Origin of the sequence: Arthrobacter sp. B3I9 (assembly GCF_030816935.1) — a bacterium.
In the GTDB taxonomy this organism is placed as follows: Bacteria; Actinomycetota; Actinomycetes; order Actinomycetales; family Micrococcaceae; genus Arthrobacter.
This window is the reverse complement of the sequence record NZ_JAUSYO010000001.1, coordinates 470,794-487,490: the sequence shown is the minus strand read 5'-3', so window position 1 is coordinate 487,490 and position 16,697 is coordinate 470,794. Positions and strand designations below refer to the sequence as shown.

The following is a 16,697-nucleotide window of genomic DNA, read 5'->3' as shown; positions in this document are numbered from 1 at the left end:
CCGGGGGGCAGGGAGGAACGCCGCCTGCCCTGAAAGCCAGCACGTTCACCTGCATGGGGACCGTCGTCAGCGTCGCGACGCCAGCGGCTGTCTCAGCGGAATCGGCCACCGGGAGGAACGAGACCGCCGGTGCGCGCGGCACGGCAGCGGCCGCCGTCGAACGCGTCTTTGCCGGGCTGGACGCACGGTTCAGCCTGTACCGGCCCGACTCGGAGGCCAGCAAACTGGCGCGCGGGGAAATCACACTCCGGAAAGCCTCGGCCGAGCTGCTGGACCGGTACGCGGACGCCGCCGGCTGGCGGCTGCTGACCGGGGGCGCCTTCACCCCGGAGCGGCCCGACGGTGTCCTGGACCTGTCCGGAATCATCAAGGGTTACGCCATCCTGCGCGCGGGCGCCGCCCTTCGTGCCCTGGGCCTGGAGGCCTGGTGCCTGAACGCCGGCGGTGACGTACTGGTCAGCGGCTCCCCCGCCCCGGGCTCGGGGGCATCATGGCACACCGGGATCGTGGACCCGGCCGACCGCATGGGACTTGCCGCGGCCTTTCCATTGGGCGGCACCAGCCGCTTCTGCTCGCTGGCAACCTCCGGCTCGGCGGAGCGGGGGGACCATATCTGGACTGCCGGAACCGGCCGGGCCGATTTCGTCCAGGTGTCGGTGGCCGCCGCGGACATCGTCACCGCCGACGTGCTGGCGACAGCAATTATGGCTGGCGGACGCCCGATGCTCGATCGAGCCACGGACAACTGGGACGTCGAAGTCCTTGCCATCTCGGCCGACGGCGGCCTGCTTGCCACGCCGGGATTCCGGGCGACGAGCTAAGCGGGCTGCAGTCCCGGCGCGGCCGTCAACGCGTTCTGGCGGACGACCCCGGCGTACCAGAGTCCGCTGGCCTTGGGGATGCGCTGCTGGGATCCGTAGTCCACCCGCACCAAGCCGAACCGCTGGTAGTAGCCGTAGGCCCATTCGAAGTTGTCCATCAGGGACCACGCCAGGTAGCCGCGCACATCCACGCCATCGGCCAGTGCCGCGTGGAGGGCTCGAAGGTGGGCGTCTAAGAAGGCGAGCCGGTTCTGGTCGTCGACGAAGCCGGCGGCATCGGGGACGTCCTCGTAGGAAGCCCCGTTCTCCGTGATGTAGATCGGAATTCCGGCCGGTCCGGTGTACTCCTGCTGCACCCGGTTCAGCAGCCGGCGGAGTCCGTCGGGCTGGACTTCCCAGCCCATTCCGGTGACCGGCAGCCCCCGTGGCACGGCATGTGCGCCGTCGGCGGCGACGAAAGGCGACGGCGGCGCGGCCTCCGGCGCGGGCGGCGTCTTGGTGACGGCCTCGCCATGGTAGTAGTTCACTCCCAGCAGGTCGATCGGCTCCGCGATGACGTCCAGGTCGCCCTCGCGGATGATGCCGGCAAAACCGAGGTGCGCCACGTCCGCCAGCACGTCGGCGGGGTACCCGCCCCGGAACAGCGGGTCGAGGAAGATCCGGTTGAACTGGCCGTCCAGCCGGCGCGCGGCGTCGAGGTCCCCGGCATTGGCGGGATCAACGGGGTCGACCACGTTGAGGTTGAGGGTGATGCCGATGTCCGCTTCCGGGTCCCTGGCGCGCAACCGCTGCGCCGCGAGGCCGTGACCGAGCAACAGGTGGTGGGCGGCGGCGAGCGCGGCGGCCGGTTCCGTACGTCCTGGTGCATGGACCCCGGCTGCGTACCCCAGGAACGCGGAGCACCAGGGCTCGTTCAGCGTGGTCCAGATCCGGACCCTGCTGCCCAGCGCCTCGTGCATCACCTCCGCAAAGTCAGCGAAACGTTCCGCTGTTTCGCGGTTGGCCCAGCCGCCCTGGTCCTCCAGGGCCTGCGGGAGGTCCCAGTGGTACAGGGTCAGCCACGGAGTGATGCCGGCGGCGAGCAGCTCGTCGACCAGGCTGGAGTAGAACCGGATGCCGTCCGGGTTGGGCGTGACGCCGTCGGGCATGCACCGCGCCCAGGACGTGGAGAAGCGGTAGGCCTTGAGGTTCAGTTCCCGCATCAGGGCAACGTCCTGCTTATAGCGGTGGTAATGGTCACAGGCCACGTCACCGTTGTGGGCATCGGCCACGGCGCCGGGCTTGCGTGCGAAGACATCCCAGATGGAGTCCTGGCGGCCATCTTCCCGGGCGGCGCCCTCGATTTGATACGCGGCCGTCGCCGCGCCCCACAGAAAGTTTTCGGGAAATTCGAGTGACGTAGCGCTCATCGTCGAACTGCTCCTTGGGAAATTCCGGAAACCAGCGAGTAGTGATCCATACAGTCTGCCATCCGGGGCTGCCACCCGGAACGCGCTGTGCCGCGACCGGGCTGCGCCGCGACCGGGCTGCGCAGTGCCGGACTGCGCAGTGCCGGACTGCGCGGTGCCGGACTGCGCGGTGCTACAGGCGGGAGAGCTTGGCGTAGCGCGGCGCCAGTCCGTCGCCGGAGGATTTGCCCGTGACGCGGCGGACCACCCACGGCGCGGCGAATTCCCGGACCCAGCGGGCGTTGGCGCGGATCGCTTCGGCCCGGCTCAATTCCGGCACCGGCGTCATCGGCGGGACGTCGATCGAGTGGTCGTGTTCCAGGACGGTCAGGACACGTTTGGCCATGTTCGCGTGGCCCGCCGGCGACATGTGCATCCGGTCGGTAGCCCACATGCCCCAGTCGTAGTACTCGTTGAAGCGCCAGTAGTCCACCAGCAGGGCACCGTGGTCGCCGGCAATGCCGCGGACCAACTCGTTGTAGATGGCAGTGCGGCCGCGCATTGTGCCGAATACCTTGGAGCCGCGCGCGTCGAAGCCGGTGAACATGACAACCGTGGCACCGGTGGCCGTGAGCTTGCCGATGCCGGCGTCGTAGTCCGCCAGAAGGTCATCGATGTCCACCTTGGGCCGGAGTATGTCGTTCGCGCCGGCATAGATGCTCACCAGGGTGGGTTTGAGAGCGACGGCGGCGTCCACCTGTTCAGCCATGATCTGGCGGAGCTTGCGGCCCCGGATAGCGAGGTTTGCGTAGCCGAAACCGGGGTCTGCGGCGCCGAGCTGCTCTGCCACCCGGTCCGCCCATCCCCGGACGCCGTTGGGCCGCATAGAGTCGTCGTCGCCGACGCCTTCCGTAAAGGAGTCTCCGAGGGCTACGTAGCGGGACGTGAAATCCATGGAGCTAGTCTGCCAGCAGTTGCCCCAAGCAAACAAAGAAGGGCCGGAAGGCCGCGGGCCGCGGCGCCGCCGTGTCCGGTAGCGCCGTGTCCGGTAGCTCTGTGCAGCGTCCTGCTAAATGCTTTCGCGCAGGATCCAATGGTCGTCGTCGAGGCGGGCCACGATTTTCTCACCGATCCGGGCCAGATCCGCGACGTCGTCCTCGCTGAGCGCATCAAGGAACAGCGAACGGACCGCCTCCACATGCCCGGGCGCGAGGTGCTCGATGGTGGCCATGCCGGTCTCCGTGAGATGTGCCGTAGTGACCCGGGCGTCCCCGGGGTGCGGGCGCCGTTCCACCCAGCCGCGGTTTTGCAGCTTCGTCACCACATGCGAGAGCCGAGACAGGGAGGCACTGGTGCGCGCTGCCAGCTCACTCATCGGCAGGAACCGGTCGTCGGCCTCGGACAGCATCGCCAGCACGTTGTAATCAAACAGGGAAAGCTTGCCTGCACCGTGCAGCTGCGTGTCCAGGGCTGCGGGCAGCAGCGTATTGATGCTGAGCTGGGCCAGCCAGGCACGGCGTTCGTCGGCGTTCAGCCAGCGCGGTTCGGTCATGAGTCCATTCTAGAAGGCACTGTTGCTTGACCGTTCAACCCGTTCCCCGACGACGTAGACGGCCCGAAGCGTGCCGCGGACCAGGCGGTAGGCTGGCCGTATGTACGTCGTCTCCCTGAGCTATAAAGTCCCCGAAGAGATCGTTGAATTCCATCTTCCCGCCCACGTCACGTGGTTGCAGGCGGCCTTCGATGAGGGCGTCTTTATGGTGGCGGGGCGGAAGATCCCGCGCACCGGAGGGCTGCTGCTTTCCAATGCGGACCGGGCGGTCCTGGACGCCTCGCTTGCCAAGGACCCCTTCTACGTCAACGGAGTGGCCGACTTCGAGGTCATGGAGTTCCACGCCAACAGGGTGGCGCCGGGCTTCGAGAACCTGCTGGACAGCTAGCCTGCCCGCGGGCCGTTGCCGGCTCTCCAGCCCGCCCGCACCAGCTTCCCGCGACCATATATACGGGAGCTGCGGCGTCACAGCTCGGCCTTGCCCTGGCGCCAGTACCCCATGAACGCCACCTGTTTCCGGTCGATTCCCACATCCCGGACCAGGTAGCGGCGCATCTCCTTGATGACGCCTGCTTCGCCCGCTATCCAGGCATAGAACGGCGCAACGCCGGCAGGTGTGTCCGGGTTTCTGCCGGCCGCGATGGCCGCGGTGTCCATCCGGGCCGGCGTCTCCCAGAGGACGTGCTGGTCCACGTCGACGTCCTCGGGCTCCGGTCCGGCCACCCGCTCCGTCGTCTTCCTGCCTACCCAGCCGGGGAGCGGCACCGCGGCGCGGACCGCTTCCTGCAGCAGCCGGCCGTGGGGAACCGGGCCACCGGCCGCGGTGGAACGTGCAAGCCAGCTGATCTCGACGTCGGCCGCTGTCATCACGTCCTGGAAGTCACCGCTTTCCGGGACCTCGAGGATGGCCTGCCCGCTCATGTAGGGCGGAAGGCTTTCCAGGATTGCGCTGATGGCCGGGACGGCCGTCTCATCGCCGGCCAGCAGTACGCGCTGGGCCAGGCCGGGCCGCCATTCGATGCCTGAGTACTGTTCCGCGGTCACACAGTGCGCCGCCCTGTTGTTGGGCCCGATCAGCTTGAGGGTATCCCCCGGGCTGGCCCGCAGGGCCCAGTCCGCCGCCGGGCCGCCGTGGCCGGTATGGTCACCGTGCAGTGCGAAATCGACGTCTATTTCCGGGTAGACGGCGTCAAGGCGCTCCCGGCGGACCGTATAGGTGCGCATGGAACCCCGGACGGACGGGTCCTGGCCCAGCCAGTCCTGGTACCAGCCCGCCTGTTCCGTCCGGAATTCGGGCAGCGGGAGGGGGTGGCCATCTTTGGCCAGAGACGGGATCATGAGTTTGATCCGCAGGTCCAGGGTGTTGCCATGCACGCCGAAGTCCCGGAGCGAGTAGCCACCGAAGGTGATCCGGCGGAAGGTCGGTGTGAGCTGCTGAACCGCCGTGACCTGGACTTCAAATGCCATCGTCATCGGTTCGGCCGCCGACGCCCGCGCGTGGATCGTGCGGAGGGGGCTGTTGGTTGCGGTCATGGGATCAACTCCAGGCTGGTTGTTGCGGCGTGGACGGGCTCGGCGTGGTGTCGGCCCAGCGGAATGATCAGCGGTGCTCCGGAAACCGGGTCCGGAGCCACGCGGCAGGCCAGGCCGAACACCTCTTCCACCAGGTTTTCGGTGACCACGTCGCGGGACGCGCCTTCGGCGACGATCCGTCCGCTCTTCATGGCGATGACGTGGTCCGCGTACCGGGCGGCAAGGTTGAGATCGTGCAGCACGATCACCACGGTGGTGCCGCGCTCCCGGTTCAGATCGGTGATGAGGTCGAGGACTTCCACCTGGTGGGCGAGATCGAGGTAGATGGTCGGCTCGTCCAAAAGCAGCACGTCCGTTTCCTGGGCAAGCGCCATGGCGATCCAGGCACGCTGGCGCTGCCCGCCGGAGAGTTCGTCCACGCTGCGTTCGGCGAGCACCAGGGTGTCTGTCGCGGACAGGGCGCGTTGCACAGCGCGTTCGTCCTCCGGGGACCAGGACCGGAAAAAGCCCTGGTGCGGGTAGCGGCCCCGGCCCACGAGGTCGCGGACCGTGATGCCGTCCGGGGCAACGGGTTGCTGCGGGAGGAGCCCCAGGCTGCGCGCGAGCTGGCGGGCGGGGCGGGCACGGATGTCTATGCCGTCCAGCGTCACCGTGCCGGCGGCGGGCTTGAGCAGCCGGGACAGGCCCCGCAGCAGCGTGGACTTCCCGCAGGCGTTGGCGCCGACGATCATGGTGATTTTCCCCGGCGGGATGTCGGCGGTCAGGCCCTCGACGACGGCGCGCTGACCGTACGTGAGGGTCAGGCCGGAGGTGTGCAAAGCTGCCATTTCAGGCATCCTTTCGGTTGGAGCTGACCAGCAGCCAAAGCAGGAAGGGGGCACCCAGCGCGCCGGTCACCACTCCCACCGGCAGGACGGTGCCGTGCAGAAGCAGCGGGGCGATGTTCGCGGCCACGTAGTCCGCCGAGAGGACGATCAGCGCGCCGGTGAGGGCCGAGGCCGGGAGGCTGGCTTTGCGCACAAAGCGCCGGGCGATGGGGCCTGCGAGGAACGCAACGAAGGCAACCGGACCGGCCGCCGCCGTGCCGGCAGCAGCGAGGGCGACGGCGGTGACGACTACCGCCAGGCGTGTGCTTCCGACCCTGACGCCGAGGCCGGCGGCGGCATCGTCACCGAGTTCGAGGATGCGCAGCCGTCCGGCCAGGAACAGGACGGCCGGAATCAGGACGAGCAAGGCCAGGCCGAGGATCCCGGCCCGGTCCCAGCTTGCGGCGTTCAACGAGCCGTTGAGCCAGACGAGGGCGTCAGCGGCAGTGCGGATATCCGCCCGGGTCATCAGGAAGCTGACCACGGCCTGAAGCGCGGCGGCGATCCCGACTCCAGCCAGAATCAGCCGGTTGCCGGCAGCATCGCTACGCCCTCCCGATGCCGGACCGGAGCCCAGGCCGCGGCTCCGGGAAACGGCATATATAAGTGCGGCAACGCCGAGCGCTCCGGCCAGGGCAGCGCCGGAGACGACCGTGCCGGAGGCCCCGAAGACCACGATGGCTGTGACCGCGGCGGCGCTTGCCCCGTAGCTGATGCCGATCACGTCGGGGCTGGCCAGCGGATTGCGCAGCATCGTCTGGAACAGCCCGCCGGAGAGCCCGAATGCAGCACCGATCAGCGCCCCGGTCACGGCCCGCGGCAGCTTGTTCTCCATCACGATGAAGCTTGCCCCGGGGATCTTCGGACCACCAGTGAAGTGGGCTGCCAGGATCCGGAAGAAGTCCGGGATGGTGACGGTGTAACTCCCCAGCAGGACGCCCGCTGCGAAGAGAACCACGACGGCGGACGCCAACACCGCGGTGCGGCTGCGGAAGGCCCCTCGAGTCGGCAGATAACACCAATGTCCGCGCCCAACACTGCTGCGAACTGTCATCTCGACGGGCTCGGCGGGGTCGACGGGCTCGGCGGGGTCGACGGGCTCGCCGGGCTTGACGGGCTCGGCGATGGGTGCGGTCCTCACAACGAGGCCCCCTTTCCGCGCCGGACCAGCCACACGAACACGGGCGCGCCCACGAGGGCCGTCATGATCCCGGCGGGGACTTCGCCCGGCAGCAAGACCACGCGGCCGGCCACATCGGCGGCCAGCAGCAGAGCCGGGGCCAGGATCGTGGAGATGGGCAGGATCCAGCGGTAATCCGGGCCGCTCAGGAAGCGCACCGCGTGGGGAATGACAAGGCCCACGAAGCCGATGGGACCCGCCAGCGCGGTAGCCGAGCCGCACAGGAGGACGATGCCCGCCGCGGTGATTCCGCGGACCAGGCCGACCCGCTGGCCCAGCCCGCGGGCTATATCGTCCCCCAGGGCCAGGCTATTCAGGGTCCGTCCGGCGCCGAGCACGATCGCGGCACCCAGTACCAGGAACGGCACACCGGGGAGCACCGCGGACCAGTCACGGCCGGCGATACCCCCCACCTGCCAGAACCGGAAGCGGTCCAGCGTGTCCTGGCTGGACACCAGGATGACGTTCATCAGCGAGAACAGTCCCGCGCTCAGGGCGGCGCCGGCAAGGGCGAGCTTTACCGGCGTCGCACCGTCCCTGCCCAGCGAGGCAATGACGTAGACGACGGCGGCCGCCGCGGCGGCGCCGATGAAGGCGAACCAGATGTAGCCGCCCAGCGACGAAATCCCGAAGACGTAGATCCCGGTGACCACGGCCAACGCGGCGCCGGCGTTGACGCCCAGAATGCCCGGATCCGCCAGCGGGTTCCGCGCGAGCCCCTGCATGGCGGCTCCGGCGAGCCCGAGGGCGGCCCCGGCAAGCAGGCCGAGGACGGTGCGCGGGATCCGGGCGTGCACCACGGCATGGTCGCCGTTGGCCGGATCGAATTGCGTCAGCGCCTGCCAGACGGTCTCCGGTGCCAGGCCGCGCGCTCCGACCGCCAGGGATGCCGCAGTCACCAGCGCCAGGACGACGACGGCGGCCAGTAACCAGGTGCTGCGGCCGTTGCCGCCGCTGTCCGGATGGCCCGGACCGTCGGCGCCAGGCTTTGCGGTCGCCTCGGTGGTGCGCGCTGCCGGCGCCATCGCGGCTGGCACCGGGGGCGCGCCAATGGCGGGCCGGACCGCCGTCGTTCGTGGATTCATGGCTGAGGGTGGCTACTTCGCTGCTTTGTCTGCGGCAGCAGCAAGCTGCGGCAGGAAAGTGTCGAGGGACCACGGCAGGCTCAGCGGAGAGGAGGCCGAGATGGACAGGGTCAGTGTGTTGTCCGAGTCGGCCACCAGGGCGCCGGTCTTGATAGCGGGGATCTGGCCCAGCAGCGGGTCGGCCTTGATGGAGGCGGTGGTGGCGGAGTCCGGAACCCAGGTGACAAAGATGTCGGACTCAAGTTCGTTGGCCTTCTCCGCGGACCACGGGATGAAGAAGTCGGAGGAGCCCTTCGACTTCTCTTCGACCACCGGTGCCAGCTTCATGCCGAGGGAGTCAAGGAAACGGGGCCGGTTGTCGTTGGCCGTGTAGACATTGACGCCGTTGCTCTTGGCGGGCTCGAGGTTGCCGTAGATGTAGGTCTTGCCCGCCAGCTGCGGGTACTTCGAAACTTTGTCCGTGATGGTGGCTTCGGTGTCCGCGACCAGCTTCGTGGCCTCCGCTTTCTTGCCCAGCGCGGTGCCGATCATGGTGGTGGTTTCCTGCCACGGCGTGCCGTAGGCGATGTCCGGATACGCGACCACCGGCGCGATTTCGCTGAGCTTTTTGTAATCCTCTTCTTTCAGGCCGGAGTACGCGCCGAGGATCACGTCGGGGTTGAGCTTGGCGATTTCGGTGAAGTTGACCCCGTCCGCCTCGGAGAACTGGGCCGGGGCCTTCTCGGAGCCGAAGCCCGCGCCGAGCTTTTCGAGGGCGGCATCCTTCCACGGCGTGGATCCGAGGTCATTGCCGCCCCACTCGTTCTTGGGCACCCCCACCGGGACTACTCCGAGGGCGATCGAGACGTCGTCGTTGACCCACGAGACGGTTACGACTCGCTTCGGCTGTTCCGGAATGGTGGTTTCGCCGAAGACGTGCTTGATGGTGACCGGGAAGGCCGAACTGGCACTCGGGGCGGCAGAATCGGCCGGCGCGGAGGATGCGGCACCGGTGGTGCAGGCGGTCAGCGACAAAACGGTGGCGGCCAGCACCGCCGCGGACTTGGCGGCGGCACTCTTCCGGGCCTTGCGGAGCCGCCCGGCGCGGGAGGAAGAGGGCGGCAGGTCTGTGGAAACGGGGGCGGTCATGAAAATCCTTAGGTCAACGGAGCGAACCTAAGTAAGGCTAGCCTATCCTTCAGTGAATTAAGGAAGGTTTGCGTAACGTAATTGTTTCGACCGCTGAAGTGGCCCTCTTCAATGGCACGCTCCCGCTGTCATGCCCCCGAGCGCGGGCCCGGGCTGCCGCGGAGCCCGCGGCGGGTCCGGCCAGCTGCGGTCAGCGGTAGGACACGCTCAGCAGCAGCGCCTTGAGTGCCTGCCCTTCAGCGCCCGACAACCAGGACTTGGCAGCATCGTCGCTTGCAAACGGCTTGTCGATGAAGTTGACGTCGGCCAGCAGGACGCCCTGGGCGGTGCGGATGATCCCATCTAGTGCCATCTCCGCACCGGCAATGGGAGCTCCGGCAGTCAGGTGCATGCGGTAGGTGGCGAGCTCATTGACCCGATCGACATAGAACGAATACTGGGCCGCAGGTGCGGGCTGGCCCTTCAGTCCTGGCACGGGAGCGGCTTCGAAGACCGTCTTGGTCACAGGGCTCGTCACCCCGTCGGCGATTTGCCCGGAATAGACGGTCGCCTGCTTGGTGCCGGGAGCGTCGTATACCGTGGCCGTTCCCACGAACGGCGAGCCTCCCGCATCAAAGAGCTCCACCCGCCAATCGGCGGGATGCTGAAAGGACACGTGGCCGTCGGGGAAGGTGTACGTCACCGGGCCGGCCGCAGCGGGAGCGGACGACGGCGGCGCAGCGCTCGCCGGCGGCGTCGGACTCGCCGAAGCAGGGCTTGCTGCGACGACGGAGGAGGAGGCGGGTGACCCACCTCCACCCGGAACTGCAGGGCCGCAGCCGGTCATGGCGAGGGTGGCGGCAGCGGCGATGCTTGCGGCGATGGTTGCCGCGAGGGGTGCGCGATGCGAGGAGCGCATGGTGGTGCCTTTCTCGAGGACGCCCTCAAGCTCGGCGGGGCTGGAGCATGTGTACATCCCGGACCGGAGACTTCCGCGATGACCCCGGTGGAGCGCGGGCGAAGAGGTGATGCCCCAAAGGGTGGCACCGCCGAAGGGGCAGCACCAGAACCCGTGCAATAATTCCATCGATTTGTTATATAGCTCGCCTTTAAAGCAGACTTCTCAGGTTCTGCTCGCGCCCGCGTCAGCGGAGGACGATGTCCACCGGGTTTGCCTCCGAGCGCCAGGCTCCTGCAGCTCCGGGCCGCGGACCGATCACTGGTGCGGTCAGCACCCCGGACCGGTTGGTGCGTTTGTCCCGCAGGATTTCCGTGACGGAGCCGAGGTGCCGCGACAGGTCGATGACGTTCTCCGGGGCGGCCAGCAGCAGCTGGAAGCCGAACTCGTGCAGCGCCTTGATGCCGGCACCCGCGAATTCTTCCGACGCGAGGACAAAGGCCTCATCCATCATCACGGTGCCGTAGGTGGTGAAGCCCTGCTCGGCAATGCCCAGCTGGTAGCTCAGCGCCGCGGCCATGATGAACGCGGTGAAGCGCTGCCGCTCGCCGCCGGACATGGATCCGGTGTCCGCGTGCATGAAGACCTCGGTCTGCTTGGCCCCGCCCTTTGCACCAGCGCCCGGGACCTCGCGGTGCTCCTTGCACTGGATGAACAGGTGCCCGCGGACATCCAGCACCTCGGCACGCCACCTGCGGTCCTCCGGCGACTGCGAGCCGAGCCGCTTGACCAGCGTTTCGAGGGACTTGTAGCGGCCGGTGAGCTCGGCGTCGTCGTCAGTCTCCGCTGCGCCGGCCTTACCCGGCCGCGCGTGCCGGACCTTCAGCGCGTTCTGGATGGCGTCCTTGAACTGCTTCGCGGTAGCGGGAAGCGTCTGCTTGATGTCCAGCTCCAGGAAGCTGCCCTCGTGGAAGTTCACCTCTGACAGGATTCCGTTGAGCGGGAGGATGCGGCTGGTGATGGACCGGCGTTCCTCGTCCAGCAGATGCAGCAGCGTGCTGAAGGACTCGTGCGTGCGCTGGTTGAAAAACTGCCTGAATTCGGCCTCCTGGGCGGGCAGACCGTCGCTGACAATGGCGTGGTAGCGGGACTCGAACTCCCCCGCCGCCCCGATCGAGGTGCCGTGGTCCGCGGAGATCGCCGTGCCCCATTCGCGGACGAAGCCCTCGAAGATCCGGGTGAGCCGCTCCGACGTCGCCTGACCGCGGGACTCAGCGGCGTGCAGCTCCGCCAGGAGCCGGGTCCGCACCTGGTTGGCGAGGTTGTCGAGTTCGTGCATTTCCAGGACGTCGCCGAAACCGGCGAAGTACGGTTCCAGCGCGGTCACGGTGGCCTCCGACGGCGGCGACTGCGCCAGCCGGTTGCGCGCGGCGTCCAGCAGCGAATCGGCAGCCGTCAACCGCGAATCGAGGGCCTTGTACTCGCTCTGCAACACGGCAGCGGCCTCGGTGCTGGACTGGTGCTTCTGCCGGGCAACTTCGATCTTGCCGCGCAAGGGCTCCAGGTCGGCCTGCGCCGCGAGGGCATCCTTCAACCGTTGCTCGATCCGGCCGAGCTCCTCCGCGGCCACGGTGGCCGAAACCTGCTCCCACGCGCGGTCGTCCTCGGCGACACGCCGCAGGGCCTCAAGCTGCCGGGTCATCCCCTGGTGCGATTCTTCCCGGCTCTGTGCCAGTTCGGCAGCCTTGGCAAGCTCCTGCCGCAGGTCCTCGACCTGCGCCGCGACCAGTTCAAGCTTGGACGCGTTGTCGAAGCCGAGGACATAGTCCTGCCGGGACGTGAACCGGTCGTCCTTTTCCACGGTGTGTCGGTTGCGCTTGACCACGCCGCCCAGGCTGAGGCCCTTATCCAGCCGCGCGAGCTCATCCGGGTCCTCGACGCACGGGTACGCAAAATCCAGGGCGATCCGTTCGCGGATCCACTCGCCGGCACCCGCCCCAGGGCCGTCGGTGAGAATGTCCAGCTTCCGCAGCAGGTCGGTGTCCCCCGCATCCTCCACGGTCAGCGCGCCCCCGGCGAGGGGCTTGGAGACGTCCACCGCGCGCACCGCACCGCGGACGGAGTGATCGTTGAGGTACCGGGTGACTGCGGCGAAGTGTTCCCCCGGGACCAGCAGCGTGGTGGCGAGGCTGCGCAGCGCACGCTCGGCCGCGGGCCGCCACTGCTCCTGGCCCTCAGCGAGATCGACCAGCTCGCCGCCGAAGGGCATGTTCTCTTCCGGAATACCCGTGGCGGCAGCGATGGCACTCCGGTTCTCAATGCTCGACGGCGGCAGCAGCGACTTGCGCGTCTTCAGCGAGACGAATTCCTGCTCGGCGGCCGCAAGCTCGCGCTTCTTGGTGGCGTGACCGTCGAAGGCCTCGAAGCGCAGTTCCTTGAGCGCTTCCGAGTCGTCGGCCAGCTCAGCCGAACGGGCGGCCGCGTGCGCGTGCGCCTGCTCCCAGCCGGCCGCCGTCCATTCCAGTTTAAGGCCCGCATCGGACAAGGCCTTCCGCGCCGATTCCTCCACCTGCTGGCGGAGCCTGAGCCCCACCCGGGCGTTCTCCAGGGACTGCTCAATCGCGGAGATCGCGTTGCCGCCCTGGTTGTTATAGTCCGCCTCGAGCTGGCGCAGTTCCTTGGCCAGTCCGTCCCGGACGCCCCGCTCGGCACCCAGCTCCTTGGCCTTGGCCTGCGCCAGGCCCCTGAGCCTGGCCAGCGTCTTCTCATGCACGGAGACGGCCAGCTGCTGCTTGTAGGCCTCGAACTCCTCCCCGGCGAGGTCCCGCAGCCGGTTCGCGTCGAGCAGGGACTGGGCGTACTCCTTGTTGAGCCCGGGGACCGGTGCGAGCTGGTCACGTTGCTGCCGGACATCCTCGAGCCGCTGCCGGATGGACATCAGGTTGCTGAATTCCTCGACGACGTCGTCCGCGGCGGCCAACGTGGCAGGCGCATCCAGGACCTGGTCGCGGAAGAACGTGTTGACGCTGCCGCCGAGGCCCTTGCCGGCCTGGATGACGCGCAACAGCGGGAGGGCCTGGTCCGAATTGATCCCCAGCAGCCGCCGGAAACGCTCCGCGAAGGCCTTGTGGACGTCGAAGACCTGGGCCTCCGGGAAGATGGCGTCCAGCGCCCCCTTGGTGAACCGTTTCTCCGCGATGCCTTCCAGCGCTGCCAGGTCCAGCGGCTTGTGGTCGATCAGGTAATACCGCCCGACGCTGGACTCGGTGCCGTTCTTCGGCAGGTCGAACAGCGCGGAAATGGTCACGCGCGTGCCCACGGCGTTGTCGAAGGTCAGCGCGACGGCGGACCAGGTAGCCCCCGGCCGCTGGAAGGCACTGGCCGAGCCCTCGCCCACGGCCTTGTCCCCGACCTTGCCGCGCATGTAGGTGAAGGTGGTGCGCTTGTCCTCCACGGCGCCGCCGGCACGCTGGGCCGCGGCCTCGTTGGAACGCGGCCGGGCATCAAAGACCCGCAGCATCGCGTCGAACAGCGTGGACTTTCCGACGCCGGAATTGCCGGTCAGCAGGGTGCCGTTGCGGTCCACATGCATCGTATGCGCGCCATGGAATGTTCCCCAGTTGACCACCTGCACGAGGGCGAGCCGCATCTGGCCGGGGTTCGTCAGCTCGCCCATGGGCAGCATGGTTGCGATGCTCATTTGGCTTCCTCCGCTTCGGTTGCGTTCGGGGACGCCGACGGCGATGCCGCCCCCGCCCCTTCGCCGGACGGCTCTGCTGCAAGCAGCAGGCCGTCCGGCTCCGACAGGCCCGATGCCACCCCCGGAGCGGCATCGCCGTCGTCGTCTTCGCTCGTCAACTCGCCTCGGGCGTCTGTGCCAACGGCATCGGCGTCGTCGTCAGCCTCGGTGTCATCAGCCAGACCTGCGGTGTCGCCGTCCAGCTCGAGCAGGGGTTCTGTGCCGGAGGGGTCGGTGCTTGCTGCTACGAGGGCTTCGATCTGGGCCGGGATGTCGCCGATGTTTTCGAACGGCAGGGCCAGGGGGAGGGCGTTGGAGATTGTGTAGACGTCGTCCAGGCCCGTGGGGAGGAGGAGCTGGCGGGCCAGGAGCTTGGTGATGGCGCGGCTGACGACGTCGGCATCGCGCAGGGCGTCCTGCTGGCCGGCTGGCTGGTAGTGCGCGACGAGTTCGGCAATTTCTTCCCGGGTGATGGTGGGGTCCGTCTGCGCGGTGACGTGGCGGTCCAGGAGCAGGCGGAGGCGGAGCAGCACGATGGTTTCGACCCGGCTCAGGGCGCGCTGCTGGCGCAGGATGCTGGAGCGGGTGCTGCCGCCGATCGCTTCGGGGTCTACCGGGCGCAGCACGGCCACCTTGCGTTCGTGGTCCAGCTGCAAGGTGAGGAACAGTTCCGACAAGCGGCTGCGGAGGATCAGCTGGTTATCGAGCAGAGTAGTCCAGAGCTTCTCGTCGCGGCCGCCGTCGACATACGGGCCCTTGAGGAGTTTCACGAGGGCCTGGCGGACCTTCATCGGCAGGACGCCGGTGTCACCGGGAAACAACGCGGCGCCGTCCACGAAGGTGTCCCGCGGAGCAATGGAAAAGGGGTCGCCGTGGCCGTGGTCGGCGGGTCCGTGGTCGCCAGGGGCGGCACCGAACGCTACGGGCGCCGGCGTGATGTCGTCAGTCATCTTCAGTCTTTCTTGGGGGTGACCGCGGGCAGGTACGCGGTACGCGTGGAGCCGTCGATCTGTTCAAAGTCGAGGGTGTCCCAGATTTCGCGGTCGAAGCCCGCGCCCTCGTGCAGCGCGTGCGCGAGCAGCGCACGGATGGAGTTGATGTGCCGTTCCTCGTCGGGCAGCTGTGCCCAGGCCTCGGGCAGGGAGGAGGCGCCCGCGTAAGCGGCGCGGATGGCCGCCGGGCTGGCCTTTACGGTGCGGGGTGACCGCACCCGGTCCGAGTCGCTGAACGCGATGGGATCCGCAAGCTTCGGCGGGGCCGCAAATTCGTCCGGGTCGAAGAGCTTGACCATCGAGAGGGACTCGAATCCAGCGTTGAACAGCACCGGGCCGCGGACCAGCCCGGGACGTTCGCGTTCGTAGGGGAGGGTACGGATGGCCTGCTCCGCTTCGCGCAGGACCTTCCGGAGCCGGACCGACTGGCGGAAGTCGTCGCTCTGGACGTAGGTGTTGAGGCTTTCGCTTAGCTTGCCGTAGATGCGCTGGATCTGGCTGTGCTGCGTGCGGAGCTCCGCGACGAGGTTTTTCAGGGTTTCGCGTTCGTCCTGGCTCAGCTCGTCTGCGAACTGCCGGCTGAGCACCTCGCCGATCGCGGAGCGGAAACGGAGCTGCTGCTGGGGGTCCTCCAGGAATGCGGTGAAGGAGCGGAACGTCCGCCCCTCGGGACTTTGCCGGAGCCGCTTGTCGGCCTCCAGGACCTGAGCCATGGTGGCACCCTTGCTCAGCGACTCCTCGATGATCTGGTTGCGGAGCTCACCAACGAGCTCCTCGATCCGGTCGCGCATCTTCTTGTAGTCCGCCGGCAGGCTGGCCGCCAGGTCCAGGATGTTGCCGGCGGCTTCCACGGCCTCGTCGTCGTCGAGCAGGCCGTCGAAGTCCCCGGAGCTGATGTCCTCGATGAGCTGGCGCCGTTCGCCGATCTCCTCCTCCAGGGACTCCAGCCGGGCGCTCTGGTCCGGGTTCGTCTCATTGGCAAGCTTCTCCACGTCTCCCAGCAACGTCCCGAGCCGGGACCCGTTGAGGGTGGAGCGTTCACTCGAGAGGCTGTCCAGGAAAGCGAGGACGCGGGCCGCGGGCTCCGTGACTTCATAGACGATCTGCCCGGACTGGTTGCGCCGGGTCAGGAAGTTCTTTCGGGTCCATTCGTCCGCATATTTCTTTCCGGAGAGCGGTCCCGGGGCGGTTCCGCCATGCTGCTCTCCGCCGCCGGGCGTCTGGCGCCGGAGCTGTTCGAGGAAGGCATCGACGTCCGCGTGGAACTGCTCCAGCGGGAGTTGGGGGCGGGCGCGCGAGAAGGAGGCCTGAAGGACGGCAATCACCCACGGTGCGGAGCGCGTCAGCGCCCAGGCCGGCCCCTTGGTGAGGAGTTCGAGGTCACGCAGACGGGCGCCGATGGCGTCAGCCGACGACAATGCGGAGCGGGACACGCACTCTCCTTCGGCTGCCTCGGGGGTTTGGGAGCGGCAGGGGATTCGAAAAACTGCCAGCTACAAGGTTAACGCAGGCCCGGACTTTGGATTGATCATTGTC

13 protein-coding genes and 1 pseudogene are annotated in these 16,697 nt (G+C 68.1%); 2 read left to right on the top strand and 12 right to left on the bottom strand.

Going from position 1 to position 16,697, the window contains the following annotated elements:
- The first annotated feature begins 53 nt into the window (after positions 1-53).
- Positions 54-821 carry an FAD:protein FMN transferase gene (locus QFZ65_RS02425; protein WP_306907996.1) on the top strand — a complete coding sequence of 256 codons (768 nt, stop codon included), beginning with the start codon at positions 54-56 and terminating at the stop codon, positions 819-821.
- Here QFZ65_RS02425 and QFZ65_RS02420 read toward each other — a convergent pair.
- The 3 genes from QFZ65_RS02420 to QFZ65_RS02410 all read right to left on the bottom strand — a co-directional run bounded on the left by QFZ65_RS02420 (position 818) and on the right by QFZ65_RS02410 (position 3,761).
- Positions 818-2,230: a GH1 family beta-glucosidase gene (locus QFZ65_RS02420; RefSeq protein ID WP_306907994.1), complete on the bottom strand. Its 1,413-nt coding sequence runs from the start codon at positions 2,228-2,230 to the stop codon at positions 818-820. The genes QFZ65_RS02425 and QFZ65_RS02420 overlap by 4 nt on opposite strands.
- A 172-nt stretch (positions 2,231-2,402) precedes the next feature.
- Positions 2,403-3,164 (bottom strand): SGNH/GDSL hydrolase family protein, encoded by a 762-nt coding sequence (locus QFZ65_RS02415; protein ID WP_306907993.1) that lies wholly within the window; start codon positions 3,162-3,164, stop codon positions 2,403-2,405.
- Positions 3,165-3,278: 114 nt separating this feature from the next.
- On the bottom strand, positions 3,279-3,761 hold the full coding sequence (locus tag QFZ65_RS02410) for a MarR family winged helix-turn-helix transcriptional regulator (RefSeq protein WP_306907992.1): 483 nt from the start codon (positions 3,759-3,761) through the stop codon (positions 3,279-3,281).
- Positions 3,762-3,861: 100 nt separating this feature from the next.
- Here QFZ65_RS02410 and QFZ65_RS02405 point away from each other — a divergent pair, with 100 nt between their 5' ends.
- Positions 3,862-4,149 (top strand): YciI family protein, encoded by a 288-nt coding sequence (locus QFZ65_RS02405; protein ID WP_306907991.1) that lies wholly within the window; start codon positions 3,862-3,864, stop codon positions 4,147-4,149.
- Positions 4,150-4,226: 77 nt separating this feature from the next.
- Here the strand turns inward: QFZ65_RS02405 and QFZ65_RS02400 are convergent, their stop codons facing one another.
- The 9 genes and pseudogenes from QFZ65_RS02400 to QFZ65_RS02360 all read right to left on the bottom strand — a co-directional run bounded on the left by QFZ65_RS02400 (position 4,227) and on the right by QFZ65_RS02360 (position 16,594).
- The gene (locus QFZ65_RS02400) at positions 4,227-5,294 is read right to left on the bottom strand and encodes a siderophore-interacting protein (RefSeq protein ID WP_306907990.1); all 1,068 of its coding nucleotides are present in this window, start codon (positions 5,292-5,294) and stop codon (positions 4,227-4,229) included.
- A complete protein-coding gene (locus QFZ65_RS02395; protein WP_306907989.1) occupies positions 5,291-6,121 on the bottom strand; it encodes an ABC transporter ATP-binding protein in 831 nt (276 codons plus the stop codon). Before QFZ65_RS02395 ends, QFZ65_RS02400 begins: the two co-directional genes overlap by 4 nt.
- Before the next feature lies 1 nt (position 6,122).
- Positions 6,123-7,214 (bottom strand): FecCD family ABC transporter permease, encoded by a 1,092-nt coding sequence (locus tag QFZ65_RS02390; protein ID WP_373427625.1) that lies wholly within the window; start codon positions 7,212-7,214, stop codon positions 6,123-6,125.
- Positions 7,215-7,297: 83 nt separating this feature from the next.
- A complete protein-coding gene (locus tag QFZ65_RS02385; protein ID WP_373427624.1) occupies positions 7,298-8,365 on the bottom strand; it encodes a FecCD family ABC transporter permease in 1,068 nt (355 codons plus the stop codon).
- A 72-nt stretch (positions 8,366-8,437) separates the two neighbouring features.
- Entirely contained in the window at positions 8,438-9,553 is a 1,116-nt protein-coding gene (locus QFZ65_RS02380; RefSeq protein WP_306907984.1) for an iron-siderophore ABC transporter substrate-binding protein, read from the bottom strand.
- 190 nt (positions 9,554-9,743) lie between these two features.
- On the bottom strand, positions 9,744-10,508 hold the full coding sequence (locus tag QFZ65_RS02375; RefSeq protein WP_306907982.1) for a hypothetical protein: 765 nt from the start codon (positions 10,506-10,508) through the stop codon (positions 9,744-9,746).
- A 169-nt stretch (positions 10,509-10,677) separates the two neighbouring features.
- Positions 10,678-14,130 (bottom strand): ATP-binding protein, encoded by a 3,453-nt coding sequence (locus QFZ65_RS02370; protein ID WP_306907980.1) that lies wholly within the window; start codon positions 14,128-14,130, stop codon positions 10,678-10,680.
- A gap of 182 nt (positions 14,131-14,312) precedes the next feature.
- A pseudogene (locus QFZ65_RS02365) lies at positions 14,313-15,119 on the bottom strand (DUF4194 domain-containing protein); the annotation flags it as partial.
- 2 nt (positions 15,120-15,121) lie between these two features.
- Positions 15,122-16,594, bottom strand: coding sequence for a DUF3375 family protein (locus QFZ65_RS02360; RefSeq protein ID WP_306907978.1), 1,473 nt, complete (start codon positions 16,592-16,594; stop codon positions 15,122-15,124).
- Between the last annotated feature and the right edge of the window lie 103 nt (positions 16,595-16,697).

What these genes read in the sequence shown, in the direction of transcription:
- QFZ65_RS02425 (WP_306907996.1), top strand. Translation starts at nt 54, where the DNA reads ATGGGGACCGTCGTCAGCGTCGCGACGCCAGCGGCTGTCTCAGCGGAA.
- QFZ65_RS02420 (WP_306907994.1), bottom strand. Translation starts at nt 2,230, where the DNA reads ATGAGCGCTACGTCACTCGAATTTCCCGAAAACTTTCTGTGGGGCGCG.
- QFZ65_RS02415 (WP_306907993.1), bottom strand. Translation starts at nt 3,164, where the DNA reads ATGGATTTCACGTCCCGCTACGTAGCCCTCGGAGACTCCTTTACGGAA.
- QFZ65_RS02410 (WP_306907992.1), bottom strand. Translation starts at nt 3,761, where the DNA reads ATGACCGAACCGCGCTGGCTGAACGCCGACGAACGCCGTGCCTGGCTG.
- QFZ65_RS02405 (WP_306907991.1), top strand. Translation starts at nt 3,862, where the DNA reads ATGTACGTCGTCTCCCTGAGCTATAAAGTCCCCGAAGAGATCGTTGAA.
- QFZ65_RS02400 (WP_306907990.1), bottom strand. Translation starts at nt 5,294, where the DNA reads ATGACCGCAACCAACAGCCCCCTCCGCACGATCCACGCGCGGGCGTCG.
- QFZ65_RS02395 (WP_306907989.1), bottom strand. Translation starts at nt 6,121, where the DNA reads ATGGCAGCTTTGCACACCTCCGGCCTGACCCTCACGTACGGTCAGCGC.
- QFZ65_RS02390 (WP_373427625.1), bottom strand. Translation starts at nt 7,214, where the DNA reads ATGACAGTTCGCAGCAGTGTTGGGCGCGGACATTGGTGTTATCTGCCG.
- QFZ65_RS02385 (WP_373427624.1), bottom strand. Translation starts at nt 8,365, where the DNA reads ATGGCGCCGGCAGCGCGCACCACCGAGGCGACCGCAAAGCCTGGCGCC.
- QFZ65_RS02380 (WP_306907984.1), bottom strand. Translation starts at nt 9,553, where the DNA reads ATGACCGCCCCCGTTTCCACAGACCTGCCGCCCTCTTCCTCCCGCGCC.
- QFZ65_RS02375 (WP_306907982.1), bottom strand. Translation starts at nt 10,508, where the DNA reads ATGTACACATGCTCCAGCCCCGCCGAGCTTGAGGGCGTCCTCGAGAAA.
- QFZ65_RS02370 (WP_306907980.1), bottom strand. Translation starts at nt 14,130, where the DNA reads ATGAGCATCGCAACCATGCTGCCCATGGGCGAGCTGACGAACCCCGGC.